The organism is Streptomyces sp. BBFR2 (assembly GCF_044497305.1).
GTDB lineage: Bacteria > Actinomycetota > Actinomycetes > Streptomycetales > Streptomycetaceae > Streptomyces.
The window spans coordinates 3,537,351-3,561,308 of the sequence record NZ_CP172415.1 but is presented as its reverse complement, the minus strand read 5'-3'; the positions used below and the strand labels follow the sequence as shown (position 1 = coordinate 3,561,308).

At 74.2% G+C, this 23,958-nt stretch carries 17 protein-coding genes; 10 read left to right on the top strand and 7 right to left on the bottom strand.

The window, feature by feature from the left end:
- Window positions 1–143 precede the first annotated feature (143 nt).
- Both ACGH2B_RS14110 and ACGH2B_RS14105 read left to right on the top strand, forming a co-directional pair.
- The gene (locus ACGH2B_RS14110) at window positions 144–1,211 is read left to right on the top strand and encodes a cation diffusion facilitator family transporter (RefSeq protein ID WP_399088611.1); all 1,068 of its coding nucleotides are present in this window, start codon (window positions 144–146) and stop codon (window positions 1,209–1,211) included.
- Window positions 1,212–1,235: 24 nt separating this feature from the next.
- Entirely contained in the window at window positions 1,236–1,754 is a 519-nt protein-coding gene (locus tag ACGH2B_RS14105) for a GNAT family N-acetyltransferase (protein ID WP_399088609.1), read from the top strand.
- A 145-nt stretch (window positions 1,755–1,899) separates the two neighbouring features.
- Here ACGH2B_RS14105 and ACGH2B_RS14100 read toward each other — a convergent pair whose 3' ends face one another.
- Window positions 1,900–2,313 carry a VOC family protein gene (locus tag ACGH2B_RS14100; RefSeq protein WP_399088607.1) on the bottom strand — a complete coding sequence of 138 codons (414 nt, stop codon included), beginning with the start codon at window positions 2,311–2,313 and terminating at the stop codon, window positions 1,900–1,902.
- 433 nt (window positions 2,314–2,746) lie between these two features.
- Complete coding sequence (locus tag ACGH2B_RS14095; protein ID WP_399088605.1) at window positions 2,747–3,517, bottom strand: hypothetical protein; 771 nt, start codon at window positions 3,515–3,517, stop codon at window positions 2,747–2,749.
- A gap of 676 nt (window positions 3,518–4,193) precedes the next feature.
- Here ACGH2B_RS14095 and ACGH2B_RS14090 point away from each other — a divergent pair.
- Window positions 4,194–4,955, top strand: a complete 762-nt coding sequence (locus tag ACGH2B_RS14090; protein ID WP_399088603.1) for a hypothetical protein — start codon at window positions 4,194–4,196, stop codon at window positions 4,953–4,955.
- Window positions 4,956–5,001: 46 nt separating this feature from the next.
- A complete protein-coding gene (locus ACGH2B_RS14085) occupies window positions 5,002–6,051 on the top strand; it encodes a hypothetical protein (protein ID WP_399088601.1) in 1,050 nt (349 codons plus the stop codon).
- A 575-nt stretch (window positions 6,052–6,626) separates the two neighbouring features.
- On the opposite strand, the gene ACGH2B_RS14080 is transcribed toward ACGH2B_RS14085, so the two are convergent.
- Window positions 6,627–7,568 (bottom strand): NADP-dependent oxidoreductase, encoded by a 942-nt coding sequence (locus ACGH2B_RS14080; RefSeq protein WP_399088599.1) that lies wholly within the window; start codon window positions 7,566–7,568, stop codon window positions 6,627–6,629.
- A 287-nt stretch (window positions 7,569–7,855) separates the two neighbouring features.
- On the opposite strand from ACGH2B_RS14080, the gene ACGH2B_RS14075 reads away from it, so the two are divergent.
- A complete protein-coding gene (locus ACGH2B_RS14075) occupies window positions 7,856–9,013 on the top strand; it encodes an ABC transporter ATP-binding protein (protein WP_399088597.1) in 1,158 nt (385 codons plus the stop codon).
- Window positions 9,014–9,286: 273 nt separating this feature from the next.
- Here ACGH2B_RS14075 and ACGH2B_RS14070 read toward each other — a convergent pair whose 3' ends face one another.
- The 3 genes from ACGH2B_RS14070 to ACGH2B_RS14060 form a co-directional block, all read right to left on the bottom strand.
- Complete coding sequence (locus tag ACGH2B_RS14070; protein ID WP_399096985.1) at window positions 9,287–10,189, bottom strand: ABC transporter substrate-binding protein; 903 nt, start codon at window positions 10,187–10,189, stop codon at window positions 9,287–9,289.
- A gap of 404 nt (window positions 10,190–10,593) precedes the next feature.
- Window positions 10,594–11,271: an ABC transporter permease gene (locus ACGH2B_RS14065; protein ID WP_399088595.1), complete on the bottom strand. Its 678-nt coding sequence runs from the start codon at window positions 11,269–11,271 to the stop codon at window positions 10,594–10,596.
- Window positions 11,268–12,008, bottom strand: coding sequence for an ABC transporter permease (locus ACGH2B_RS14060; protein WP_399088593.1), 741 nt, complete (start codon window positions 12,006–12,008; stop codon window positions 11,268–11,270). Before ACGH2B_RS14060 ends, ACGH2B_RS14065 begins: the two co-directional genes overlap by 4 nt.
- Window positions 12,009–12,381: 373 nt before the next feature.
- Here ACGH2B_RS14060 and ACGH2B_RS14055 point away from each other — a divergent pair, with 373 nt between their 5' ends.
- Window positions 12,382–13,200 (top strand): polysaccharide deacetylase family protein, encoded by an 819-nt coding sequence (locus ACGH2B_RS14055; protein ID WP_399088591.1) that lies wholly within the window; start codon window positions 12,382–12,384, stop codon window positions 13,198–13,200.
- 91 nt (window positions 13,201–13,291) lie between these two features.
- Here ACGH2B_RS14055 and ACGH2B_RS14050 read toward each other — a convergent pair whose 3' ends face one another.
- Window positions 13,292–14,605, bottom strand: coding sequence for an alpha/beta hydrolase (locus tag ACGH2B_RS14050; RefSeq protein WP_399088589.1), 1,314 nt, complete (start codon window positions 14,603–14,605; stop codon window positions 13,292–13,294).
- A gap of 870 nt (window positions 14,606–15,475) precedes the next feature.
- On the opposite strand from ACGH2B_RS14050, the gene ACGH2B_RS14045 reads away from it, so the two are divergent.
- The 4 genes from ACGH2B_RS14045 to ACGH2B_RS14030 all read left to right on the top strand — a co-directional run bounded on the left by ACGH2B_RS14045 (window position 15,476) and on the right by ACGH2B_RS14030 (window position 23,950).
- Entirely contained in the window at window positions 15,476–17,620 is a 2,145-nt protein-coding gene (locus ACGH2B_RS14045) for a VWA domain-containing protein (RefSeq protein WP_399088587.1), read from the top strand.
- A 245-nt stretch (window positions 17,621–17,865) separates the two neighbouring features.
- Window positions 17,866–18,276 carry an SseB family protein gene (locus ACGH2B_RS14040; RefSeq protein ID WP_399088585.1) on the top strand — a complete coding sequence of 137 codons (411 nt, stop codon included), beginning with the start codon at window positions 17,866–17,868 and terminating at the stop codon, window positions 18,274–18,276.
- Window positions 18,273–18,869, top strand: a complete 597-nt coding sequence (locus ACGH2B_RS14035; RefSeq protein ID WP_399088583.1) for a hypothetical protein — start codon at window positions 18,273–18,275, stop codon at window positions 18,867–18,869. The genes ACGH2B_RS14040 and ACGH2B_RS14035 overlap by 4 nt, the downstream gene beginning before the upstream one ends.
- Window positions 18,869–23,950 carry a putative T7SS-secreted protein gene (locus ACGH2B_RS14030; protein ID WP_399088581.1) on the top strand — a complete coding sequence of 1,694 codons (5,082 nt, stop codon included), beginning with the start codon at window positions 18,869–18,871 and terminating at the stop codon, window positions 23,948–23,950. Before ACGH2B_RS14035 ends, ACGH2B_RS14030 begins: the two co-directional genes overlap by 1 nt.
- Window positions 23,951–23,958: the final 8 nt, after the last annotated feature.

Here is a 23,958-nt window from a genome sequence, read left to right as displayed (position 1 = left end):
TTTCTGACCTGCGGCTTTGCGCCGTTCGACGGGAATGACAACGGTCACCGGTGCAGCCTTTGGAGATCGGGCGGAAGTGCGGTTTGCTTCGCGTGGACGACCCAGGAGGACGACCCAGGAGGACGACCAGGAGGGAGCGCGCCTTGAGTGAGCACGCCCACGGGCACCACCCGGGCGGGGAACCGCCGCACGGCCACCGTCCGGATCACTCCCACGCCCACGGCCACGGCGGACACAGCCACGCGCACACCGTCTCCCCCGACGCCGACCGCCGCTGGCTGCGCGCCGCACTCGCGCTGATCTGCGCGTTCATGGCCGTCGAGGTGGTCATCGGCGTCGTCGCCCGCTCCCTGGCGCTGCTCTCCGACGCGGCGCACATGCTCACCGACGCGGCGTCGATCGTGCTCGCGCTGGTCGCCATGCGGCTCGCCGCCCGGCCCGCCCGCGGCGGCTACACCTACGGCCTCAAGCGCGCCGAGATCCTCTCCGCCCAGGCCAACGGCATCACCCTGCTCCTGCTGTCCGCCTGGCTGGCGTACGAGGCGGTGCGGCGGCTGATCGAACCGCCCGCGGTCACCGGCGGACTGGTGCTGGTCACCGCGTTGGCGGGCGTGGTGGTGAACCTCGTCGCGACGTGGTTCCTCTCCCGCGCCAACCGCTCCAGCCTCAACGTCGAGGGCGCCTACCAGCACATCCTCACCGACCTCTTCGGCTTCGTCGCCACCGCCGTCGCCGGACTCGTCGTGTGGACGACCGGCTTCGCCCGCGCCGACGCGCTCGCCACGCTCGTCGTCGTCGCGCTGATGCTGCGCGCCGGGTACGGGCTGGTCCGCGAGTCCGGGCGGATCTTCCTGGAGGCGGCGCCCGCCGGGATCGACCCGGACGCGCTCGGCGACCACCTCGTCGCGGCGGACGAGGTCGCGGAGGTCCACGACCTGCACCTGTGGCAGATCACCTCCGGAGAGCCCGCGCTCTCCGCGCACATCCTGGTGGCGCCGTCCGGCGACTGCCACAAGGTCCGCCGCCGCCTGCAGTCCCTGCTCTCCACCGACTACGGCATCACCCACGCCACGCTCCAGGTCGACCACGTCGGGGAGCAGGACGCCGACACCGTGCTGCACGTCGGCTCCGGGCCCGCGCCCGAAGCGGCCCCAGGCCACTGCGAGGACGCCCACGGCCCGGTCCACCGGCGGGGGCCGCACCACCACTGACCACCGGCTCCCGGAAGGAACGCCATGCCCGTACCGCGTCCGGCCCGCGTCACCGACCACCCCGCGCTCGTCCGCTGCGTCCAGCACTGGTGGGGCGACTCCCGCACCCCCGAGGAGGCCCGCGCGCTCTCGCTCCTGCTGCCGCGCCTCTTCCTCCAGTTCTTCTCCCGGACGAGCCTGGTCCTGGAATCCCCCGAGGCGGGCGACGGAGGCGGGGTGCAGGCGTTCCTCGTCGGCTTCCACGCGCCGGAGAACACCACCGACGCGTACATCCACTTCGTCGGCGTCCACCCCGAACTGCGGGGACAGGGCGTGGGCCGGCAGCTCTACACGGCGTTCTTCGCACAGGCGGCGGAGGCGGGCCGCACCGACGTCCGCGCGATCGTCTCCCCCGGGAACGCCGCCTCCCTCGCCTTCCACCAGGCGATGGGGTTCGCGCCCGAAGGCGCCGGTGACCGGCGCGTCGGCGGGCTGCCGGTGCACACGGATTACGACGGGCCCGGGGAGGACCGGGTCTGCTTCCACCGGCGCATCGGCGGGTGACAAAGGCGCGCGGCCCGGCTCGGCCGATGCCGGGCCCCCCCGAGCGGGGCGCGGCCGGTCGGGGCGAACGTGGCCGCGCGGCCGGTCGGGGCGGACCCTGACTCGGGGCGCGCGCCGGGTGGGGTACGGGGCGCGCGGGCGCGTCCTACGCGCTGTGGTCCTCCGCGCTGTGGAAGAGCTGGATCAGATTGCCGCAGGTGTCGTCCAGGATCGCGGTGGTCACCGGGCCCATCGCCTGCGGTTCCTGGGCGAAGCGGACGCCGAGCGCGCTCAGCCGCTCGTGCTCGGCGGGCACGTCGTCCACGGCGAACGACGCGGCGGGGATGCCGTCCAGGAAGAGCGCCGCCTTGTACGGCGGCACGGCGGCGTGTCCGGAAGGCTCCAGAAGCAGTTCGGTGCCCCCGGGGTCCTCCGGGGAGACCAGGGTCAGCCAGCGGTCCGCGTCCGGCCCCTCGCCCAGCGGTACGTCGTGCTTCGTCTCGAACCCCAGCACCTCGGTGTAGAAGCGCTGGGCCTTCGCCTGATCATCGACGAAGACGCTGGTCAGATGGATTCTCATGGAGTGCCCTCCGGTACCGGGACCTGATCCGCCGAGGCCACGGGCCCCAGCGGCGCCGGACCCGCCACCCGGCAAGAACCCGCCCGCCACAACGGCACGGCCCGCTGCTGTGCCCCGACGGTATGCACCGTAGGCGGCCCCCGTACGGCCATCAAACGGGGCTGGGCCGGTGGGGGCCGACGGGATGCCTGGCAGCGGGGCGCGTGGGGTGCGGCGGTGCGGCGGGTGCGGCGGTTTCGGGGGCGGGTGGGGTGCGGGGCCGGTGGTCCGGTGGGCCGGTAGGGGGTCGGTCCCGTGGGCCGGTGGGTCCAGTGGGGGTCGGTCCGGTGGCTCCGGGGGCCGGTGGTCTGCTCGGTCGGCGGGGGCGGCCGGGTGCGGTCGGCGGGGGCGGCCGGACGGTGGCCGCGTTTCGGTGCGTGTGTGCTCCGTGTGCCTACGCCGCGGCCAGCAGCCGGAGCAGGGGGCGGTCGGCGGTGCGCGCCGGGTCGAGGAGGGTGGTCATACGGCGCTTGGCGGCCAGGTCGGCGAGGACGGGGCCGGGGGCGTTCCGTACGAGGCCGGGGCCGCCCGCGATCAGCACACCGGTGTCCCAGAGGGGGCGCCCGGCGCCGTCGAGTACGGTGCCCAGCTCCTCGCCCTGGGCCCGCAGCGCCGGACGCCAGGAGTACCGCGCACCCGCCACCGCGGCCGCTTCCCGCGCCAGCCGCTCCTCCGCCGCCCAGCGCTCCCACGCGGCCCGCAGCGCCTCGTCCCCGGTGGCGGCGCCACCGGGTGGGGCGGAGGCGTTCGGCGGGGTCCCGGGGTGGTCCCGGGCGTGGGGGCCGTCCGGCGCGGGGCCCGCGGCCGCCGTACCCGGGCCGGACGTCCCGCCGGGGCCCGCCGGGGTCGAGCCGCCCGGGGCGCCGGTCCCGTACGCCGTGGCGAAGCCGGGCGGGAGCCAGGACGGGCGGTGGCCGGGGAGCCCGGCGTACGGGGCCGTCAGCAGCCGGAGGAGTGCGGCGTGACCGGGACGGGACGGAGCCGCGGCGGCCCGCAGGGCGCGGCGCGCGGTCAGCTCCGCCGCCCACCGTTCCTGCCGCGCGCACAGGTACCGCGCCACCGCCTCCGGCACGGCGGGCACCTCCTCCATGTCCACCGCACCCGACGCCCCGTCCGCCCGCAATCGCTCATCGAGAAACCTCAGCACCACCTTCACGGGGCGCATTCAACCTCGGGTGGGGCGCACCTGGGGGCGTGGGGTGCGCCGGCCGGGGGCGAGGGGGCTTCCGGAGGCGAGGGGTGCCCCCCGGAGGGGAGGGGCGCTCCACCGGAGGGGAGGGGCGCTCCGCCCGGTGGCCGCCGCCGGGGAGGCGGGGCCGGGGAGCACCGGGGGCGTGGGGTGCCCCGCCCGGGGGGCGAGGGGGGCGCCCCGGACACGAAGGGTGTTCCCCGGAGGCGAGGGGTGCTCGCCCGGAGGGGAGGGGCGCTCCGCCCGGTGGCCGCCGCCGGGGAGGCGGGACCGGGGAGGCGGGACCGGGGAGGCGGGACCGGGAGGCAGGCCGGGGAGCGCCCGGGGGCGTGGGGTGCCCTCCCGGAGGCGAGGGGCGCTTCCCCGGAGGGAGCGGCGCTCCGCCCGGTGGCCACCGCCGAGGAGCCGGGGCCGGGGAGCACCGGGGGCGTGGGGTGCTACGCCCGGGGGGCTCCCCGGACGCGAAGGGTGTTCCCCGGAGGCGAGGGGTGCTCGCCCGGAGGGGAGGGGCGCTCCACCCGGTGGCCGCCGCCGGGAAGGCGGGCCCGGGCCCGCATCCGGCCCCGTCGGCGCCCACCCGCGCGGGTGAACCGCGGCCGCGCCCCGGTCAAGGCGGAGGGGCGGGTGCGGTGGGCGGTGCTCGGATGGGTGGATGCGAACCCTCCTCCTGAGCGCCCTGCTGTGCACCGCCGCCCTCCCCGGACGCGCCGTGGCCGCCGGGCCCCCGGCGGAACCCGCACCGCCGCAGGTGGCGGTCGAGGTCAGCGACGGCACCGACGCGGCGGAGGCGGGCGACCGGCTCGACTACCGCGTCACACTCCGCAACCTCGGCTCCGTCCCGCTGCGCGGCGCCCGCGTCGAGGCCCGGCTGCCCGCCACCACCGAGTCCGCCGAGGCACCCGAGGGCCACGTCACCGCCGACCACACCGCCGTCTGGCACACCGACCTCGCCCCGGGCGGCGTCCGGGTACTGACCGCCGGCGTCGTCCTGGGCGACCGCGCCGACGGCCCCACCGGCGCCCCCGGCACGCTCCGCGCCGCCACCACCGCCTGCGTCCACGCCCCCGGCTCCGCCGCCCCCGCCGCCTGCTCCGGCGACATCGACGACCTGCCCGAGACCCACGGCGGCACCTCAGGCCCCTCCTGGACGTCCTGGAGCCCGTGGCTGCTCGTCGCCGGCCTGCTCGCGGGCGCCGGCCTGCTGCTGCGCCGCCGCCGCGGTACGGCGGGGACGGCCGCCCCCGGCGCCACGTCCCCGGCCGGACCCGTCCCCGGCCCCGCCGCCGCGGCGGACGCCGCCACCACGCCCGCACCCGCCCCCACCGCCGCGGCGGGCGCCGCCACCGCGCCCGCGTCCACCACGGCGGCGGCTTCCGCCGCACCGGCGCCCGGGCACACCACGGCCCGCACCTGAGAGGCGGTCCGGCCGCCGGCGGGCCGCCCACGGAAGGAGCGACGACGTGACCGCGAGCGCGCCCCTGCGCGGGGGCGGCCGCCGCACGGCGCGCGAGGGGGCGCCCCGCGCCCCCCGGCGGCCGGGACGGGCGGGCGCCGCCACCGTGCTGCTGCTCCTCGCCGCGCTACTGGTACCGGTCGCCCTGACCGCCGGCTGGGCCCGCGACCAGCTCACCGACACCGACCGGTACGTCAGCGCCGTCGCGCCGCTCGCCCGCGACCGCACCATCCGGAACGCGATCGTCGACGACGTCACCGACGGGGTGATGGACCACGTCCACCTCGACGGGCTGCTCTCCGCCATCCCCCGGCGGCAACGCCCCGCGCTGCGTGAGCGGTTCACCCGCGGCATCCGTGAGTTCGTCGACAAGCAGGTCCGGCAGGTCGTGACCGGGCCGGCCTTCCCCGCCCTGTGGCGGCAGGTGCACCGCACCGCCCACCAGACCCTCGACGCCGCCCTCGCCGCCCCCGGGGACGCGGCCGTCCGCCTCGACGTCGCCCCGGTCATCGAACGCGTCAAACACCAGCTCTCCGCCAACGGGCTGGGCATCGACATCGCCCGCCGGGTGCCGCACACCGGCACCGAGATCGTGCTGCTGCGCGCCGCCGACGTGCCCCGGGCCCGCGCCGTCCACCGGGCCGTACGGACCACGGCCCGGCTGGCGCCCCCGGCCGCGGCCGGCTGCCTCGCCGCCGGACTGCTGCTGGCCCGCCGCCGGCGCCGTGCCCTGACCGTCACGGCGCTGCTCTGCGCCGCTGCCACCGCCCTCCTGACGGCGGCCCTCGTCCCGCTCCGCTCCCGGGCCCTGGACGCCCTGCCGCACGCGGTCCCGCGCCCGGCGGCCACCACGTACGCGGACGCCCTCACCGCCTCCCTGCACACCGGCATCACGGCGCTGATCTGCGCAGCCCTGCTCACCGCCGCCCTGACGGCGGCGAGCGGCCCGGTGCTCCGGGCCGTACGGACCACCTGGCGCACCCACCGCAGCGGCACCGCACGACGGCCGGAGGACCCGCTGACGGAACCGGCGGCGACCGAGCGGCAGGGCGGCTGAGCCGGTACCGGTGGGGCGCGGAGGGCGGTGGGGGCGCGGAGGCCGGTACCGGGCGGCGCGTGCCCGGTACCGGAGGGGCCCGGGCGGCGCGCCTTGGGGCGGGCGCGGACGGCGCACCCTAGGGGAGACCGCCGCCGGTCCGGGCAGCCACCGGGTGCCGAGGCCGAACGGCACGCCCGAGGGACGCATGGCCCGGACGACGCACCCGAAGGACAGGCGGCCCGGGCAACGCGCCCGAGGGCCGAGCACCGCGCCCGAGAGGGAAGGGCCCCACCACGGCCCCCGGGCCGGGTGTCCGTCCCGCCCAAGGAGAAGGCGGACACCCGGCGCCCGAGCGCACGCCGCACACCGGGCCCAGCAGCCCGCCCCTGGGACGGCCGGGTGGCGCGTCCGGAGGCCGAACGCGCACCGGACGCTCCCGAAGCGCAGGCCCCCGCCGAGCCCACCGCCCCGGCCTCAAGTCCCCGCACGCACCACGCGGCCCCGCAGGAAGCTCCCGCGGGGCCGCGCCGTACCTCCGGGCGGCCCTCCGTGCCCCGGGCCGTGCCCGGTCGCGGAGAGGCCGCGCCGGGCCCTTACATGACCAGCACCGTCTTCCCCTGGGCCCGGCCGTCGCGCAGCGCCGCCACCGCCTCCGGGGCCTCCTCCAGGGGGATCTCCCTGCCGACCAGGACCGTCAGACGGCCCGCGTCGACGTGCCCGGCGAGGATCTCCAGGAGCTGGGGGGACGGCCGGTTGACGAAGTTGAAACCGCGGAGGTTGTGGTCGGTGAGGACATCCGCGTCGGCCGCGCCGATCGTCGACACCGCCGTTCCGCCGTCCCGCACCGTCCGCATCGTCTCCACGAACGCGTCCGCGTCGCTGACCAGGTCGATCAGGACGTCGACGCCTTCCGGGTGGGCGGCCAGCACCTGGTCGGCGACCGGCCCCGCCGTGTGGTCGACGATCTCGGCGGCGCCCAGGGTGCGCATCAGGTCGGCCAGCACCGGGCGCGCGGTCGCGATGACCTCGGCGCCGCGCCCATGGGCGATCTGCGTGGCGAAGGAACCGACGCCGCCGGTCGCCCCGACGATCAGCACCCGGCTGCCCTCCCCTACGCGCGTCTCCTCGACCAGGTTGTACGCCGTCATCCCGGCCGTCGGGACCGCCGCCGACGTCGCGTAGGTGACGCTGCGGGCCGCGTGGGCGAGGGACCGCTCGTCGGCGAGGGCCAGCTCCGCGTACGAGCCGCCGCCGCGCTCGGGCCGCTGGAACGTGCCGAACACCGCGTCCCCGGCGGTGAAGCGCCGCACGCCGGTCCCCACGGCCAGCACCTCGCCCGCGCCGTCCGCGCCCATGACGAGCGGGAACGACGCGCTGACGGCGTCGCCGAACATCCCGCCCGCGATCTTCCAGTCGATGGGGTTGACCCCGGCGGCGGACAGCCGCACCAGGACCTCCCCCGGCCCTGGTTCGGGCTGCGGCAGCTCAATGAGCTGCGGCTCGGCACCGAATGCGCTGACTGCTACGGCTCTCATCGTGTCCCTTCCACCCGTCCGACCGGAGGCCGGGCGCGATCGTAAGCACGCCGGACGGGCCCGACGCGGCAGGCGGAAAGGCGGCGCCGCCGAAGCAACTCGTACGGCCCCCGCGCCGCGCCCCATCCGGACGCCGCACCCGATTGCCGGGCGACCGCGCCACCGGGTGGGCCGGACCGCCGCGCAATCGGGCGGGCCGGGGGCCGCGTCGCCCGGTGGCCGGTGGCCCGCCCACCCGATTGCGCGGATGAGGGGACCGGCGCGACCGGGCGCGCTGGAATGGGCGGATGATCCGCTTCGAGTCCGTGACCAAGCGCTACCCGGACGGGACGACCGCCGTCGACGGTCTGTCCTTCGAGGTCGCGGAGGGGGAACTCGTCACCCTCGTCGGCCCGTCGGGGTGCGGCAAGACCACCACGATGATGATGGTCAACCGGCTCATCGACCCGACCGCGGGCACCATCTCGGTGGCGGGCGAGGACATCGCGGACACCGACCCCGTCCGGCTGCGGCGCCGGATCGGTTACGTCATCCAGCAGGTCGGCCTCTTCCCGCACCGGACGGTCCTGGACAACACCGCCACCGTCCCCCACCTGCTCGGCACCCCGCGCAAGCAGGCCCGGGCGCGGGCCGCGGAACTCCTCGACCTCGTCGGACTCGACCCCACCGTCTACGGACACCGCTACCCCGACCAGCTCTCCGGCGGCCAGCGCCAACGCGTCGGCGTCGCCCGCGCCCTCGCCGCCGACCCGCCCGTCCTCCTCATGGACGAACCCTTCGGCGCCGTCGACCCCGTCGTCCGCGAACACCTCCAGAACGAATTCCGGCAGTTGCAGCGGCAACTCGGCAAAACCGTCCTCTTCGTCACCCACGACATCGAGGAGGCCATCCGCCTCGGCGACCGCATCGCCGTCTACGGGGAGGGCCGTATCGAGCAGTTCGACACGCCCGCCCGGGTGCTGGGCGCCCCGGCCACCCCGTACGTCGCGGAGTTCGTCGGCAGTGACCGGGCGCTCAAGCAACTGTCGGTCACCGGGATCGACCGGGCCGACCTGGAGCACCCGCCGCTCGCCCGGCTCGGCGAACCGGCCGCCGAAGCGGCGGCCCGGCTGCGGGAGCGCGGCGCGCGGTGGGCGGTGGTGCTGGACGACTCCGGCGCGCTGCACGGCTGGGCGGGCGCCGCGGAGCTGGCGGGCGCGTCGGGGCCGGTGTCCGGGCACGCCCGGCGGATGGAGGCATGGGTTCCGGTCGGGGCCACCCTCAAGCGGGCGTTCGGCGAGATGCTGCAGCACGACGCGGGGTGGATCGCGGTCCTGGACGGCGAACGCTTCCTCGGCGTCCTCACCCCGACCCGCCTGCACGAGGCCCTGCGCCGCACCATCGTCCCCGGGGAGCACGGGACCCCGCGCGCCGCGGACGAGGTGGCTTCGGTGCCCACGGGGTGAGAGGGACCGGCCCCCCGGCCCGGCCGACGCGCCTACGGGCGAGGAGGGGTTCTTACCTACGGGCGAGGCGGTATCCGTGCCTACGGGCGAGGAAGGGTCCTACCTACAGGCGAGGCGGTATCCGTGCCTACGGGCGAGGTGGGGTCCGCGCCCACCGGCGAGGCGGGTGCCCGTGCCTGCGTCCGTGGCGCGGGCGTGAGGTGCGGTGACGGCCTGCGGACGCGCGTCCGGCCCCGGGGCGGGCCGGGCGGTTCCGCGACGCCGGTCGCCGGGCTACTCCGGCAGCAGTCCCTTCTCCGTCAGATAGCCGTGGGCGACGTCCTCGGGGAGGCGGCGCCAACTGTCGACGCGTTCGTTGAGACGGGCGAGGTCGGCGGTGGTCAGGACGGAGTTGAGGCGGTCGAGCGCGGCGGCGGCGCGGGCGCCCCCGGCGCGGGAGCGGTTGACGACCGGCACGACGTAGTCGGCGTTCTGGAGCTTGCGGTCATCGGCGAGGACCACCAGCCCGAACTGGTCCAAGGTCGCGTCGGTGGTCGTGGTCAGCACCATCTGGTCCTGCCCGTTCTGCACCGCCTGCTTGGCCGGGGTGGTGCCGACGCCCTTGGGGTCGACGGCCGTGATGTCGATGCCGTACGTCTTTCGCAGCCCCGGCGCGCAGAACGGGCGGCGGACGCACTCGTCGCCCGCGGCGAGGCGCACCGGCAGCTTCGCCCGGCCCAGGTCGCTGAGGGTGCGCAGGCGGTGGCGGGCGGCGTAGGAGGCGCTGACGGCGAAGGCGTTGCGGTCGACGGCGCGGCCCGGGGCGAGCACCGTCAGCCCGCGCGGGGCGGCGAGGGCGCGCAGCGCCGTCATGGTCGCGCCGAGGTCCGGGGAGGCCACCGGCCGGGCGTCCGCCCCGTGTGTCTTCGCCTGGAGCCAGTCGGCGAAGGTCGCCGCGTACTCGGGGACGACATCGATCTGGCCGCTCTCCAGGGCCGGTTCGTACAGCTCGCGGTTGCCGACGGTGAGGAGGTCGGCGCGGTACCCGGCGTGCCGGAGCAGCGCCGCGTACATCTGGGCCAGCAACTCGCTCTCGGTGAAACCGGCCGACCCGATGGTGAGGTGGTGCCGGTCCCCGGGCGCGGCGGTGACGGCACCCCGGTCCTCCAGGGACGGACCGCCCGCACAGGAGACCAGGAGGACGGCGAGGAGGGCGAGGGCGAGCGTGCGGCCGGTGCGGCGGGCGGTACGGGCACGGCGGGCGGTGCGCGCTCCGGGAGCGCGCGGGGCCGGGGCAGGCGCCCCCGGCGGGCGGCAGGTGTCTCCGGCGTACGGAGCGGTGGCCCGCGCCCCGGACGGCTGAGGGGCGCCCCCGGCGTGCGGTGGGGTGGCCCGCGCCCCGGGCCTCGGTACGGCGCCCCCGGCGTGCGAGCCCCGGCCGCGCGCCGGACCGACCGCCCGGCCGCGGGCCGCCGTCCCCGGGTGCGCCGCCCGGACACGCGCCCGGTCCTCTCCCCGCGCCGTCCCCGGGGCCGTGGCGGGGGCGGTGTCGGGGGCCGCCTCCGGAGCCGCCGCGGGGCCCGTCGCCCGGCCGCGGCGCCTCACCACGCCCCCTGTCCTCGCGACCGTCGGACCCCGTACCGCTGCCCGAGTTCGAACGCCCCCTCCATGAGCAGCGCGAACACCGCGACGACGACCGCGCCGGCGACGACCTGCGGGGTGGAGGCGAGGTTGAAGCCGGCGGTGATGATCCGGCCGAGGCCACCGCCGCCCACCAGGGCGGCGAGGGTGGCGGTGGCGACGAGCTGGACGGCGGCGATGCGGACGCCGGTGAGCAGCAGCGGCAGCGCCAGCGGCAGTTCGACCCGCCACACGAGCTGACTGCCGGTCATGCCCATCCCCCGTGCGGCCCGGACCACGTCCCGGTCGACCTCGCGCATCCCCACGTACGCGTTGGTCAGCAGCGGCGGTACGGCGAACAGCACCAGGGCGATGACGGTCGGCCACTCGCCGTGCCGTCCCAGGGGCGTGAGCAGCAGCAGGACCAGCACGGCGAAGGTCGGGACGGCGCGGCCGACGTTGGCGAGGTTGACGGCGAGCGCCCCGCCGCGCCCCAGGTGCCCGAGGACGACCGCGACCGGCAGCGCGAGCAGACAGCTCAGCAGCAGGCAGCCGACGGTGAGCGCGGCGTGCTGGGCGAGCCGGTGCCAGACGCCGTCCTCGCCGGTCCAGTGGGCGGCGGTGGTCAGCCAGCCGAGGGCGCCCAAGACCGCGTTCACGGCTGCCGCCCGGCCGGTACGAGGCGGCGCACGGCCGCCCGCGCACGCCCCCGCCGCGCGGTGCGCGCCCCGCGCCGCCATGGGGTCAGCAGCCGCTCCGCGCCCAGGATCAGCAGGTCGAAGACGACGGCGAGCAACACGCAGAGCACCGACGCGGTCAGCACCTGCGCCTTGAAGTAGGAGTTCATCCCGGCGTAGATGAGGTTGCCGAGCCCGCCGTGGCCGACGATCGCGCCGACGGTGGTGAGCGCGACGGCGGAGACGGTGGCGATCCGCAGCCCCGCCATCGCCGCGGGCAGCGCCAACGGCAGCTCCACGGTGAGCAGTTGCCGGGTCGGCCCGTACCCCATGCCGCGCGCCGCCTCCTTCGCCCCTTCGGGGACGCCGGCCAGCCCGGCCAGCAGATTCCGTACGAGCAAGGTCAGCGAGTACAGCGCGAGTCCGGCCACGACCAGGGCGGACGAGAGGCCGTAGACCGGCAGCAGCAGGGAGAACATCGCCAGCGACGGGATCGTGTAGAGCACCGTCGTCAGCCCCAGCACCGGACCCGCCGTCCACCGGTGCCGCCGGGCCAGCAGCGCCAGCGGCACCGCGACGACCACGCCGAGGGCGACGGAGACCACCGTCAACTCGACGTGCTCGGCCACCGCGTCGAGCAGGATGTGCCGGCGGCTGCTGAGGTAGTCGCCGCAGATCCAGTCGTTGCGGGCCAGGCAGTCGTCCGGCGGTGCGGTCACGGTACGAGTCCACCCCGGGGCGCCGCGGCCTGTCGCGCGGAACGCGTCCGAACGGGCCCGCCCGCCCCGCGCCCCGCCGCTCCGGAAACCCCGTAGGGGCCGAGCCTGCCGTCCGTAGGGGCCGCGCCCTCTCCCGTACGGGCACCCCGCCCCGGGCGCCGAAGCCCGTGGTCTCCGGCGCCCTCCACGGGCACCCGCACTGCCGCACTCCGGGCGGCCCCGCCTCTGCACACCACGTAGGCACACCGCGTAGACACACCACGTAGACACACCACGTAGACACTGCATCTCTACACGCTATGTATAGTTCCGGGCAGCCGACGGCAGTCGTCCGGACGGCTGCCGCCGTACCTCGCGCCGCCCGGAGAGTTCCATGCCGAAGACCGCCCGCCGCCCCCTCATAGCCGGGCTGCTGACCGCCGCCACCCTGGTTCTCGGCGGCTGCACCCCCGCCAACGAGATCGTCCCCGCCGACGCCCGGGACGACGCGCCCGCGGCCGACGTCAAGGCCCGCGACGCCCAGCTCGCGGCGGACGGAAAGGGCGGCAAGAGCGACAAGAGCGGCGCGAACGGCGCGGACGTCGACTGCCGCGAGGCCAAGTGCGTGGCGCTCACCTTCGACGCGGGTCCCAGCGAGAACACCAACCGCCTGCTGGACATCCTCAAGAAGGAGAACGCCCACGCGACCTTCTTCATGCTCGGCAAGAACCACATCGCCGAGCGCCCCGCCGAGGTGAAGCGGATCGACCGCGAGGGCCATGAACTCGCCAACCACACCTGGTCGCACCAGATCCTCACCGACGCCACCCCCGCGGAGATCCGCGACCAGCTCTCCCGCGTCCAGAAGGCGGTCCACGACCTCACCGGCAAGACCCCGACGCTGATGCGCCCGCCCCAGGGCCGTACCGACGAGAAGGTCGCGAAGGTCAGCAAGGAGCTGGGGCTCGCCGAGGTCCTGTGGAGCGTGACCGCGAAGGACTACCAGACCAACGACTCGAAGCTGATCACCAAGCGGGTGCTCGACCAGACCGAGCAGGACGGCATCATCCTGCTGCACGACATCTACCCGGGCACCGTCCCCGCCGTCCCCGGGATCATCGAGGAGCTGAAGCACCGCGGCTTCACCCTCGTCACCGTCTCCCAGCTCCTCTCGCCCGCGAAGCCGGAACCGGGCATGGTCTACCGGCCCTGACCCCGGCACCGGACCGCCCCCGGACAGACGACGGGCCGGGCACCGGGTGATCGCTCACCCCGTGCCCGGCCCGTTTCCGTTTCCCGCGCCGTCAGTCCCGCGTAGCGGACTCCACCGGCTCCCGGCGCCGCTCCGCCTGGGCCGGGGCACCGGCCGGCTGCCCCGTGTGGTGCTCGCCCGGCTTGTCGTCGTGCGGTGCCTGCGCGTCGTGCGGGGCGGCGGGCTTGTGCGGCGCCGCCTCGACGTCCTGCGGGAAGGTGAGCTGCCGGCTCTGCCACTCCAGCGCCGGAACCACCTCACGCCGCCAGGTGCCGAACTGGTGGCTGCCGCGGGGCAGGATGATCGAGTCGACCGTCATCGGCGGCTTCGCCGCGTGGAGGAAGTCCATCGTCGCGCCGTAGTCCGGCTCGCCCTGCCGGCTGCTGGCCACCAGCGCGGAGATCTGCGGTACGGGCAGGTGCTTCATCCGCCACAGCAGATCGTGCTCCCGCTCCCGCTTCGCGCCCTCCGGGCCGGCACCGAAGAGGCTGCCGGTCGTCAGGTCGTCCTTGATCGCGTAGTCGCCGGAGAGCGAGACGGCCGAGGTGTAGATCTTCGGGTTGCGCATCGCGAGCTGGAGCGAGCAGGTGCCGCCCGACGAGTACCCGAACGCGCCCCAGGCGCTGGAGTCGTGGCCCACCCGGTACGCGGACCGCATCGCGTCCGGCAGGTCCTTGGTGAAAAACGTCTCCGCCTGCGGGCCGCCCGGCACGTCCACGCACTCGGTGTCGCGCGGCGGGGCGATCGTCGGCCGCACCATCACCAGCACCGTCGGCTGCATGGTGCCCTTGGCGATCAGCCGCCCGGCGTTCTGCGGGATCTGGAGGTGCTGCGCGAGGTTCATGATGCCGCCGGGGTAACCGCTGATCACGACCATCACGGGGAAGCGCTGGCGGCGGAACTGCGGCTGGAAGTACTGCGGCGGCAGATAGACGAACGCCGGGTTGATCGCGCGGCTGCGGCGCCCCACGATCCGTACCGACTCCATCTTCCCGACCTTGTCGGCGGGGCCCTTCGGCAGCCCCGTCACCCGGTCCAGCCCCTGCGGACCCGCGGGCTGGATGAGCGCGCCCTTGGTCGTACCGATGGAGGCGTACTGCCCGCCGTTGTCACTGACCGCGACCGGCGCCTTGTCCTCGTTGCCGAGGAGGTCGTCCCAACTGCCGTAGAACTCGAAGCTGTTGTTGACCGCGAGGGCCAGCGCACACACCAGCGCCACCTGGGTGAGCACGACGGCGCCGAGCCTGCCGAGGAGGACGCGCACCCCGCGCCCCGACAACCGCGGCCACTGCCACACCGTCAGCGCGACCAGCACCACCGCCAGCGCCACCACCGCGAATTCGAGCGACCGACTGGTCAGCCCCATGCGCCCCACATCTCCTGTCACCCTCGCAAGGGCTCTCGCCCGGCTCCCGGCTTGCGACCGCCTTGACCCACAACGGGCGGCCCGGACCGATGGTCACCGGATAAGAGGGGATCGACCGGACATCGGATACCGGACCGGGGCCATTCCTTACCCACACCTTGCCGACCCGTGTCCGCACCGTGATGCGCACCCACCCCCGCACGGCCACGTCCACGCACCAGGAGAAGAGCGGTGATCATACGGGAGCACGTATCCACGAACGGAATCCGAGCGGCCGGATCTGGCCTCGGGCGACGGCAGGTGCCGGCTATAGGGGAGGCCGGATCCGACCTCGGGGGAGGCTCGGGGGAGCCCGGATTTCCCCTCGGGTAGCCCTGGGGGGCCTTGTGGCCGGTCTCGGGGAGTCCTGGGCCTGGGCTCGGGGGGAGCCCCCGGGTGGGACGGGTCGCCGCCCTGCGGAGGTGACGGGTGGGAGAGCGGGGGCTGCGGGCTGGCGGATCGGACGCGAGGAGCTGGGGCCCCGAGGCGATGAGCCGGGGCCGGAGGCGGTGAGCTGGCCCCGGGGGCAACGAGCCGGGGCCGGAGGCGGTGAGCTGGAGAGATGCGGGACGCCCCCGCCCTCCCCTTCTCCCCGTGGCCGGTTCCCCGCTCGACGCATCGCGTCACGGGGGCCGCCGCACCTCCGCCGTACGGCTCGTACACCGCCCGCCGACGGCCCGTACGGCGCCCCGCCGTAAGGGCAACGCGGTGCCCGAGGTCCCACGGTGACGCCGGTGCGGGCGGCTACCCTTACGTATCCGTCCTGGTCAGGGACATGTCCGCAGCTTCACGGACATACGCCGCACCCACCACCCCAAGAGAGGTCCGCCGATGGGCATTCGGAGTCTGCTGCGCAACGCTTTCGGTCGCTCCAAGGCGACGCGGGAGGAGTCCGGCACCACACCGAGCGGCACGGAAACGCCGGAACCGGCCACCTCCGCCACCACCATCCCGGAGGCCCGCGAGGAATCCGCCCCCGCCGACCGGCCCACGACGGACCGGGCCACCGCGGACCGGGCCGCCTCGGACGCGCCCGCGGCCGAACAGCCCGCCACCGAACGCCCCGTGGCCGAGGTCCCCGCCGCCCGCACCGCCCCCGGCGAGTCCACCGCCGAGGCGGAGACCCCCACCGTCCCCGCCCAGACCAACCGCGCGGCCGCACAGCCCGAGGCCACCGAACCGGAGCGGGACGTCGAGGCGGCGGCCGGGGCCGAGGCGGAAGCCGGGGCCGGTGCGAAGCACGAGGCCGGACGCGCCCCCGAGGCCGCGAACGCTACGGCCGAGGCCGAGGCCGAGGCCGAGCAGGAGGCCGGGAGCAAGGCCGAGGCGGAGCTCGCGGCCAAGGACGCGGCCGAGGCGGTAGCCGATGGCGGCCCGGAGGCCGAGTCGTCGGCATCGGTGCCGGAGCCGGGATCTGCATCGGCATCGGCGGAAGCGGGCGAGCGGAAGGCTCCGGCCGAGGACGCCACCGACCTGGTGAGCCAGGCGTTCGACGCGGCGAAGCCCTCAACTGCGGCGGTGGCCGCGCCTGTTGATACGGAGAAGGCCGAGGAGAGCGCGAGCGCCGTTGAGGGTGCGGAGGTCGCGCAGGCTTCCGGGGCCGCGGAGGCCGGAGCCCCCGAGGCCAGGGCCGCTGAGGCCGTAGCCGAGGAGGCCGCGAAGGGCGCCGGTACCGCCGTGGAGGCAGAGGCCGTGCAGGCCACCGGACCTGCGGCGATCGCTGCCCCCACGGACGCCGCGGACGCGGTCGCGGCGACCGACACCACGGACACGACGGCGACGGCGACGGCGACGGCCAAGCCGGAAGCGGAATGGACGGCCCCCGCCACCGAGACCACCGGCACCAAGGCCGAAGCCCCCGCCACCGAGGCCCCCGCCTCGGCCGAGGACACCGCTCCCGAGACCACCGCCACCGGGACCGGCACCGGCACCGCCACCGGGACCGGCACCACCGAAGCCGACGCCCCCACCGAGCCGAAGGCCGAAGCCCCGGCCCCGGCCCCGGCCCCGGCCCCGGCCCCGGCCGAAGCACCCGCCACGGACGCCACGGACGCCAAGGCAACGGCCCCCTCCGACGACGCTCTCTCCGAGGACGCCACCCCCGAGACCGCCACGGCGCACGAGCCCACGGCCACCGGCGCCGCGAACGAGCCCACGGCCCCGTCCACGACGCCGGCCGACGCGCCCCCGGCCACCTCCGAGAAGCCGGAGACCGCGAAGGCCGAGGCGGTCGCAGAGGCCGACCAGGCAGCACCCGCCACCCCCCTGGACAAGGCCAAGGCCACCGCGCCCGCACTGGTCAGTCTCGTCAAGTCCGCCGCCGCGACGCTCGACAAGCACGGCCTCACCACCCAGCGCGCCGCCGTCTACCTGGTGCTCGACCGGTCCGGCTCGATGCGTAACTACTACAAGGACGGCACCGTCCAGCACCTCGCCGAGCAGGCCCTCGGCCTCTCCGCCAACCTCGACGACGACGGCACCGTCCCCGTCGTCTTCTTCTCCACCGACGTCGACGGCACCGCCGATCTCGACCTCACCCACTACGAGGGCCGGATCGCCGAACTCCACGCCGGACTCGGCCACATGGGGCGGACGAATTACCACTGGGCCATCGACGCCGTGGTCCAGCACTACAAGAAGTCCGGCACCACCGCCCCGGCCTTCGTCATCTTCCAGACCGACGGCGCCCCGACCTCCAAGCCGGCCGCCGAGAAGGCGCTCTGCGAGGCCGCCGGGCTCCCCATCTTCTGGCAGTTCATCGGCTTCGGCGACCCGGACGCCAAGGGCTTCGACTTCCTCCGCAAGCTCGACGACCTCGCCGTCCCGGAAAAGCGCGTCGTCGACAACGCCGGCTTCTTCCACGCCGGCCGCGACCCCCGCGCCCTCTCCTCCGACGAGCTCTACCAGCAGCTCATGGTCGAATTCCCCGAATGGCTCACCGAAGCCCGCACCGCGGGAATCCTCAAGGACAACTGACCCCGCAGCCCTCGACCGACCGGCCGTGGTGCCGGGCCCCCTCCGGGCCCGGCACCACGGCCGGTCGCCGTTTCCGCCCCTCCCGCATTTCCCCGCAATAACCGACCCGCGAGCCGGTTATCGCGGGGAATACCCACCTCTTTCAGCCGCCCGCCAAAACCCTCGAACACCTGCCCCACCCCTTATGGCAAGGTGTCTTCGGCGACCCGGGGGGGGCGCCACGGCACAGGGGAAGGAAACAGGCAATGGGGGGCGACATGTCCTTGCTCTCGGAGATATCGCGCATACGTGACGGCCGGGGCAACCCGGCAGCACTCGTAGGGGAATTCCGGCGCACTCCGGTACTGATCCCCCTCAGCGGCGACAATCTGATGTCGACGGAATCCGACGGAATCCGCTGGCTCTTCGCTTTCACCGACGAAGAGGCGCTGGCACGGTTCCTCGCCCACCGCGGCATCTCCCCCGAAGAGGCGCCCGACCACGTGAGCGCGGTCGGCGCCCGCCTGCTGGACGTCGTCATCCCCGCCATCGGCAGCCCGGCGGGCGTCGCGCTGAACGCCGGGAGCGAGCTGGGCATGCTCTTCCCCCCGGTGACCGGCATCGTCCCGGACGCCGTCGCCGTGGACCTCGCCGACGCCGCCGGAGGCGCCGTATGAGCCCCGCCGACGGCTACGAGGTCGACCCGGAAGCACTTCAGCAGATCACCAAGGGCATCAACGGCGCGATATCCGAGCTGAAGGAATTGGGTTTCGACACCGACGCCCAACTCGGCCACGGATTCGACAAATTGGCTCTCTCCGGGCTGGAAAGCGGAAGTCCGGCGGTGGCCACGGTCTTCGAGACGTTCTGCGAACGCTGGGGGTGGGGCGTACGCGGTCTCATCCACGAGGCCAACGAATTCGCCCGCCGCCTCGACCTCTCCGCCGGGCTCTACCACGAACAGGAACAGTACGTTTCCACGACGCTGAAGATCGGCGTCAACGCCGCCATGGGCGACCCGACCAAGAGCGCCGAACAACTCCGGGACACCTCCTGGGACGACGTACTGGACGAGAATCCGGTCACCCAGTTCCAGCACGGCAATTGGGACCCCACCTCCGCCGAATCCATGGAGACGTACCTGGAGGGGAACGAGGCGCTCCACCGCACCGCCGAGGACATCCGGACCAGCCCGGCGCGGCATCTGCTGCCCGACGCCCCCGAAGACGCACCGGCCGACCGGAACCACGCCGACGGGGAGCAGCACTGATGGGCATCGGCGACGCGCTCGGCGCGATCAAGCACGGCATCGATTCGGCCGCCGACACCGCCGGAAAAGCCGTCGACGGCGCGAAGGAGATGGTCGGCGAGACCGTCGAGTACGCGGCGGACACCACCGCCGACGCCCTCCACGCCGTCGGCGCGGACGGGGCCGCACGCGCCGTCCGCTCGGCCGGCGACGACGTCGCCGACGTCCTCGGCGCCCAGGTCGCGGAGCGGCAGCTCGGCGAGAGCGAGGACCCGAAGGAGCTGATCCACGGGGATCCGGCCAAGATCCACGAGGTGGCCGCCCACCTCAAGGACTTCTACGCCGCCTTCGAACGCGTCGGGCAGGGGATGCGGAAACTCGACGCGGGCGCCTGGCAGGGCAAGGCCGCCGACCGGTTCCGCGAGGAGTTCGACACCCACCCGAAGTCCTGGCTGCACGCCGCGGACGCCTGCGAGGCGGCGGGCAAGGCCCTCAACGCCTACGCCGAGACCGTCACCTGGGCCCAGGGCAAGGCCCGCTCGGCCATCGACCGCCACCGCTGTGCCCAGGACGCCACCGAGAAGGCGGCCGACGCGTACAACCGCAAGGTCGACGCGTACAACGCCGCCCTCGCCGACGGCTCGGGGAGCGGTGACGGACCGCCGAAACCCGGCGAGTTCACCGACCCCGGCGAAGAGGGCCGCGCGTCCGCCGAGCATCTGCTGAAGGAGGCCCGCAGCCAGCGGGACGAAGCGGCCGAACGCGCCCGCCACGCGCTCACCTCGGCGCTGGCCCACGCCCCGCAGGCCCCCAAGTTCACCGAGCGGACCGTGCTCGACGCCGCCGACGGGGTCGCCGCCGGCGGGATGAACCTGATGCACGCCGCCGGCGGCCTCATCAAGGCCGGGGCCGACTCCGTGAACCTCGCCCGGACGGTCAACCCGGTCGACCCGTACAACCTCAGCAACCCCATCCGCTTCATGAACAACACGACCACCACCCTGCTGGGGCTGGCGAGCAGCGCCGCCCACCCCGGGCGGCTGGCCAAGGGGATGCTCGGCGAGGGCTGGGGCAGCGACCCCTACGAGGCGGGCGGCGCCTTCCTCGGCAATCTCGTCGGCGGCAAGGGCGTCGGCGCCGTCGGCAAGGGGCTGCTGAGGTCCGGCGCGCGTGACGCGGCCCGCACCGCGGCACGCACCGCCGCCCGGGACGGCGGCAAACTCACCCTCCGCGACCGCGCCCGCATCGCCTGGTGCAAGACCTTCGGCAACGACCCGATCGACATGGCCACCGGCCGGATGATCCTGCCGCAGACCGACATCCAGCTCCCCGGCAGCCACCCCCTCGCCTTCACCCGCACCTTCGAATCGTCGTACCGCACCGGCCACTGGTTCGGCCCCACCTGGATGAGCACGCTCGACCAGCGGCTGGAGATCGACGCCGAGGGCGTCATCCTCATCGGCGAGGAGGGCAACCTCGCCACCTACCCGCACCCGGCCGTCGGCGTCCCCACCCTCCCCGCCGACGGCCCCCAACGCCCCCTGGAGCGCACCCCGGACGGCGACTACGTCCTCACCGAGCCGTCCACCGGTATGCGCTGGTACTTCACCTCGTACGGCGAGGACCTCGCCCTCCTCGACGAGATATCCGACCGCCGGGGCCACCACCACACCTTCAACCACGACGAGCGGGGCGCCCCCGTCGCCCTCACCCACAGCGCCGGATACCGGCTGCTGTTCACCACCGAGGGCGACCGCGTCACCGCCCTCCACCTGGCCGGCGGCGCCCCGGACGGCGGCGACCAGCTCCTCCTCCGCTACGGCTACGACGACGCGGGAAACCTCACCACCGTCACCAACTCCTGCGGACTCCCGCTCCGCTTCGGCTACGACGACACGGGCCGCATCACGTCCTGGACGGACACCAACGGCAGCAGCTACGCGTACCGCTACGACGACCGCGACCGCTGCACCTGGCAGAGCGGCGCCGACGGCCACCTCCACGCCCACTTCACCTGGGGCGACGCCGACCCGGCCACCGGCCTGCGGACCAACACCCTGCGCAACTCCCACGACCGGATCACGACGTACCAGGTCAACGACCGGCACCAGATCGTCGCGGAGACCGACCCGACCGGCGCCACCACCCGCACGGTGCGCGACGCGCACCACCGCGTTCTCGCCGTCACCGACCCGCTCGGCCGCACCACCCGCATCGAGTACGACGACGAAGGCAACCCCACCCGTCTCACCCTCCCCGACGGCACCACCTCCACCACCGTCTTCGACGACGGCGGCCGCCCGCTCCGCACCACCGCCCCCGACGGGACCACCTGGAGCCACACCTACGACGCCGCCGGGAACCGCACCTCCTCCACCGACCCCACCGGCGCCACCACCACCTACACCCACGACGCCAGGGGCCACCTCACCGCCGTCACCGACGCCCTCGGCCACACCACCCGCCTCGACTGCGATCCGGCGGGCCTCCCCCGCCGCGTCACCGACCCGCTCGGCGCGAGCACCCACTACGTCCGCGACGCCTTCGGCAGGGTCGTCTCCGTCACCGACCCGCTGGGCGCGACAACCCGCCTGACCTGGACCGTCGAGGGCAAACTCGCCTCCCGCACCGACCCCACCGGCGCCACCGAGACCTGGACCTACGACGGCGAGGGCAACCGCACCTCCCACACGGACGCGGTGGGCCGCACCACCCGCTTCGAGTACGGCCACTTCGACCTGCTGGTGGCCCGCACCGACCCCGACGGCGTCCGCCACGAGTTCACCCACGACACCGAACTCCGCCTCACCCAGGTCACCAACCCCCAGGGCCTGACCTGGAACTACGCCTACGACGCGGCCGGCCGCCTGATCTCGGAGACCGACTTCGACGACCGCGTCCTGACCTACACCCACGACGCGGCCGGCCAACTCGCCACCCGCACCAACACCCTGGGCGAGGTGACGACCTACACCCGCGACACCATGGGCCGTATCACCGCCAAGGACGCCGCCGGACTCGTCACCACCTACGCCCACTCCCCGTCCGGCGCCCTCCTGGAGGCCGCCAACCCCGACGCCACGGTCACCTACACCCGCGACACCCTCGGCCGCGTCACCGCCGAAACGGTCAACGGCCGCACCATGACGTTCACCTACGACGCCCTGGGCCGCCGCACCTCCCGCACCACCCCCTCCGGCCACACCAGCACCTACACCTACGACGCCGCCGGCAACCGCACCACGCTCACCACCGGCGGCAACCTCCTCACCTTCACCCACGACGCCGCAGGCAACGAACGCACCCGCACCATCGGCGACCGGCTCCGGCTGGACTCGACGTGGGACGCGACGGGACGGCTGACGGGGCAGTCGCTGCTGCGGGTGGAGGGGGCGAATGGGGCTGCTGCGGGCCTCCCGGGCGGTTCGCCGGGGGGCGGGGTGCCTGGTGGATTGCCGGGGACCGAGTGGCCTGGCGCTCTGCCGGGGGCCGGGCCGGTCGGCGCCGGGGGCGGTGCGGTCTCGCCGGGTGCCGGGAGCGGTCCGGGCTCGCCGGGTGCCGGGGGCCGTCCGGGCTCGCCGGGTGCCGGAGTGCCGAGCAGTCCGTTCGATCCGGGGTGGCCTGGGGCGGGCGGGACGGGCGGAGCACCCGGGGCGAGCGGGGCACCCGGCATGACCGGCGTGGGTGGCGTACCCGGCATGGGTGGCGTACCCGGGGCGGGCGGCGCACCCGGTTCGGGCGAAGCCTCCGGCGCATCGGCCGCCCCCGCCACCACCCTCCTCCACCACCGCACCTACACCTACCGCGCCGACGGCCACCTCATCGCCCTCGACGACTCCCACTCCGGCCGCCGCACCTTCGACCTCGACCGCGCGGGCCGCGTCACCGCCGTCCACGCCACCAACTGGACCGAGACCTACGCCTACGACGAGGCCGGCAACCAGACCCACGCCACCTGGCCCGACGAACACCCCAACCCCACAGCCCGCGGCCCCCGCACCTACACCGGCACCCGCATCACCAAGGCCGGCGCCTACCGCTACGAACACGACGCCCTCGGCCGCGTCACCCTCCGCCAGAAAACCCGCCTCTCCCGCAAACCCGACACCTGGCGTTTCACGTGGAACACGGAGGACCGCCTGACGTCGGTGATGACACCGGACGGAACGGTGTGGCGCTATTTGTACGACCCGTTCGGGCGGCGGGTGGCGAAGCTGCGCCTGGAGAGCAGAAAGCAAACAATTGCCGAGCAGACACACTTCACATGGGACGCCACAACTCTTTCCGAAGAACACTCCCGAACGACACCAGAATCAATATGCGTAATCATCTCCTGGGATTACGATGGGATATTCCCAGCGTTTCAGGCAGAGCAAAAGACATCGACACTGGAGGGCACAACAGGAATCCCCCCCAGGAAAGATCGACGCTCTTACGCAATCATATGTGATCCATCCGGCTCTCCCGCCGAGATGAGAGATATTCACGGCCGCGTGACCTGGCGCTCCCGCTCCACCCTCTGGGGCACATTCACCTGGAACCAAGCAGCAACCGCATACACCCCCTTTCGATTCCCTGGCCAGTATTTCGACAGAGAAACGCAAGCACACTACAATTTCCATCGGCACTACGAAACTCAAACCGGGCGATTCTTCTCCCCAGACCCTCTGGGTTTGCGGCCAGACGACAATCCCATCACATACACAAGGAACCCTCTCCGGTGGCTGGACCCCCTAGGACTCTCCCCATGTGATGGCGGTTTCAGCAAACCCATATCAGCCGACGAAATCACCAAGATAAACGAAAGTTACGGTGGCTCAACCCTCCTGAACGGCACCCCAGAGAATATGCTCAGGAACGCAGAGCGCTACCACGGCTTCTGGGAAAAATCTTCGGTGGCAATCCGCGATATAGCCGGAGCCCACATGTACGACAACGGAAACAAACGAACCGCCGTGGCCGCAGTTGAGGAGTTGATGCGACGCAACAACATCACATCCGGACCAACACGCACCGACCTCTGGTCAGCCGTGTCAAAGGTAGCCAAGGGACAGGTGCACGAAATCCAAGAAATTAGCGAGATCCTCCGCGGATACAAATAGAAAGGCAT

Coding starts and splice junctions, on each gene's coding strand:
- ACGH2B_RS14055 (WP_399088591.1), top strand. CDS start 12,382: ATGCCGAAGACCGCCCGCCGCCCCCTCATAGCCGGGCTGCTGACCGCC.
- ACGH2B_RS14080 (WP_399088599.1), bottom strand. CDS start 7,568: ATGAGAGCCGTAGCAGTCAGCGCATTCGGTGCCGAGCCGCAGCTCATT.
- ACGH2B_RS14075 (WP_399088597.1), top strand. CDS start 7,856: ATGATCCGCTTCGAGTCCGTGACCAAGCGCTACCCGGACGGGACGACC.
- ACGH2B_RS14050 (WP_399088589.1), bottom strand. CDS start 14,605: ATGGGGCTGACCAGTCGGTCGCTCGAATTCGCGGTGGTGGCGCTGGCG.
- ACGH2B_RS14045 (WP_399088587.1), top strand. CDS start 15,476: ATGGGCATTCGGAGTCTGCTGCGCAACGCTTTCGGTCGCTCCAAGGCG.
- ACGH2B_RS14030 (WP_399088581.1), top strand. CDS start 18,869: ATGGGCATCGGCGACGCGCTCGGCGCGATCAAGCACGGCATCGATTCG.
- ACGH2B_RS14035 (WP_399088583.1), top strand. CDS start 18,273: ATGAGCCCCGCCGACGGCTACGAGGTCGACCCGGAAGCACTTCAGCAG.
- ACGH2B_RS14105 (WP_399088609.1), top strand. CDS start 1,236: ATGCCCGTACCGCGTCCGGCCCGCGTCACCGACCACCCCGCGCTCGTC.
- ACGH2B_RS14040 (WP_399088585.1), top strand. CDS start 17,866: ATGGGGGGCGACATGTCCTTGCTCTCGGAGATATCGCGCATACGTGAC.
- ACGH2B_RS14090 (WP_399088603.1), top strand. CDS start 4,194: ATGCGAACCCTCCTCCTGAGCGCCCTGCTGTGCACCGCCGCCCTCCCC.
- ACGH2B_RS14100 (WP_399088607.1), bottom strand. CDS start 2,313: ATGAGAATCCATCTGACCAGCGTCTTCGTCGATGATCAGGCGAAGGCC.
- ACGH2B_RS14095 (WP_399088605.1), bottom strand. CDS start 3,517: ATGCGCCCCGTGAAGGTGGTGCTGAGGTTTCTCGATGAGCGATTGCGG.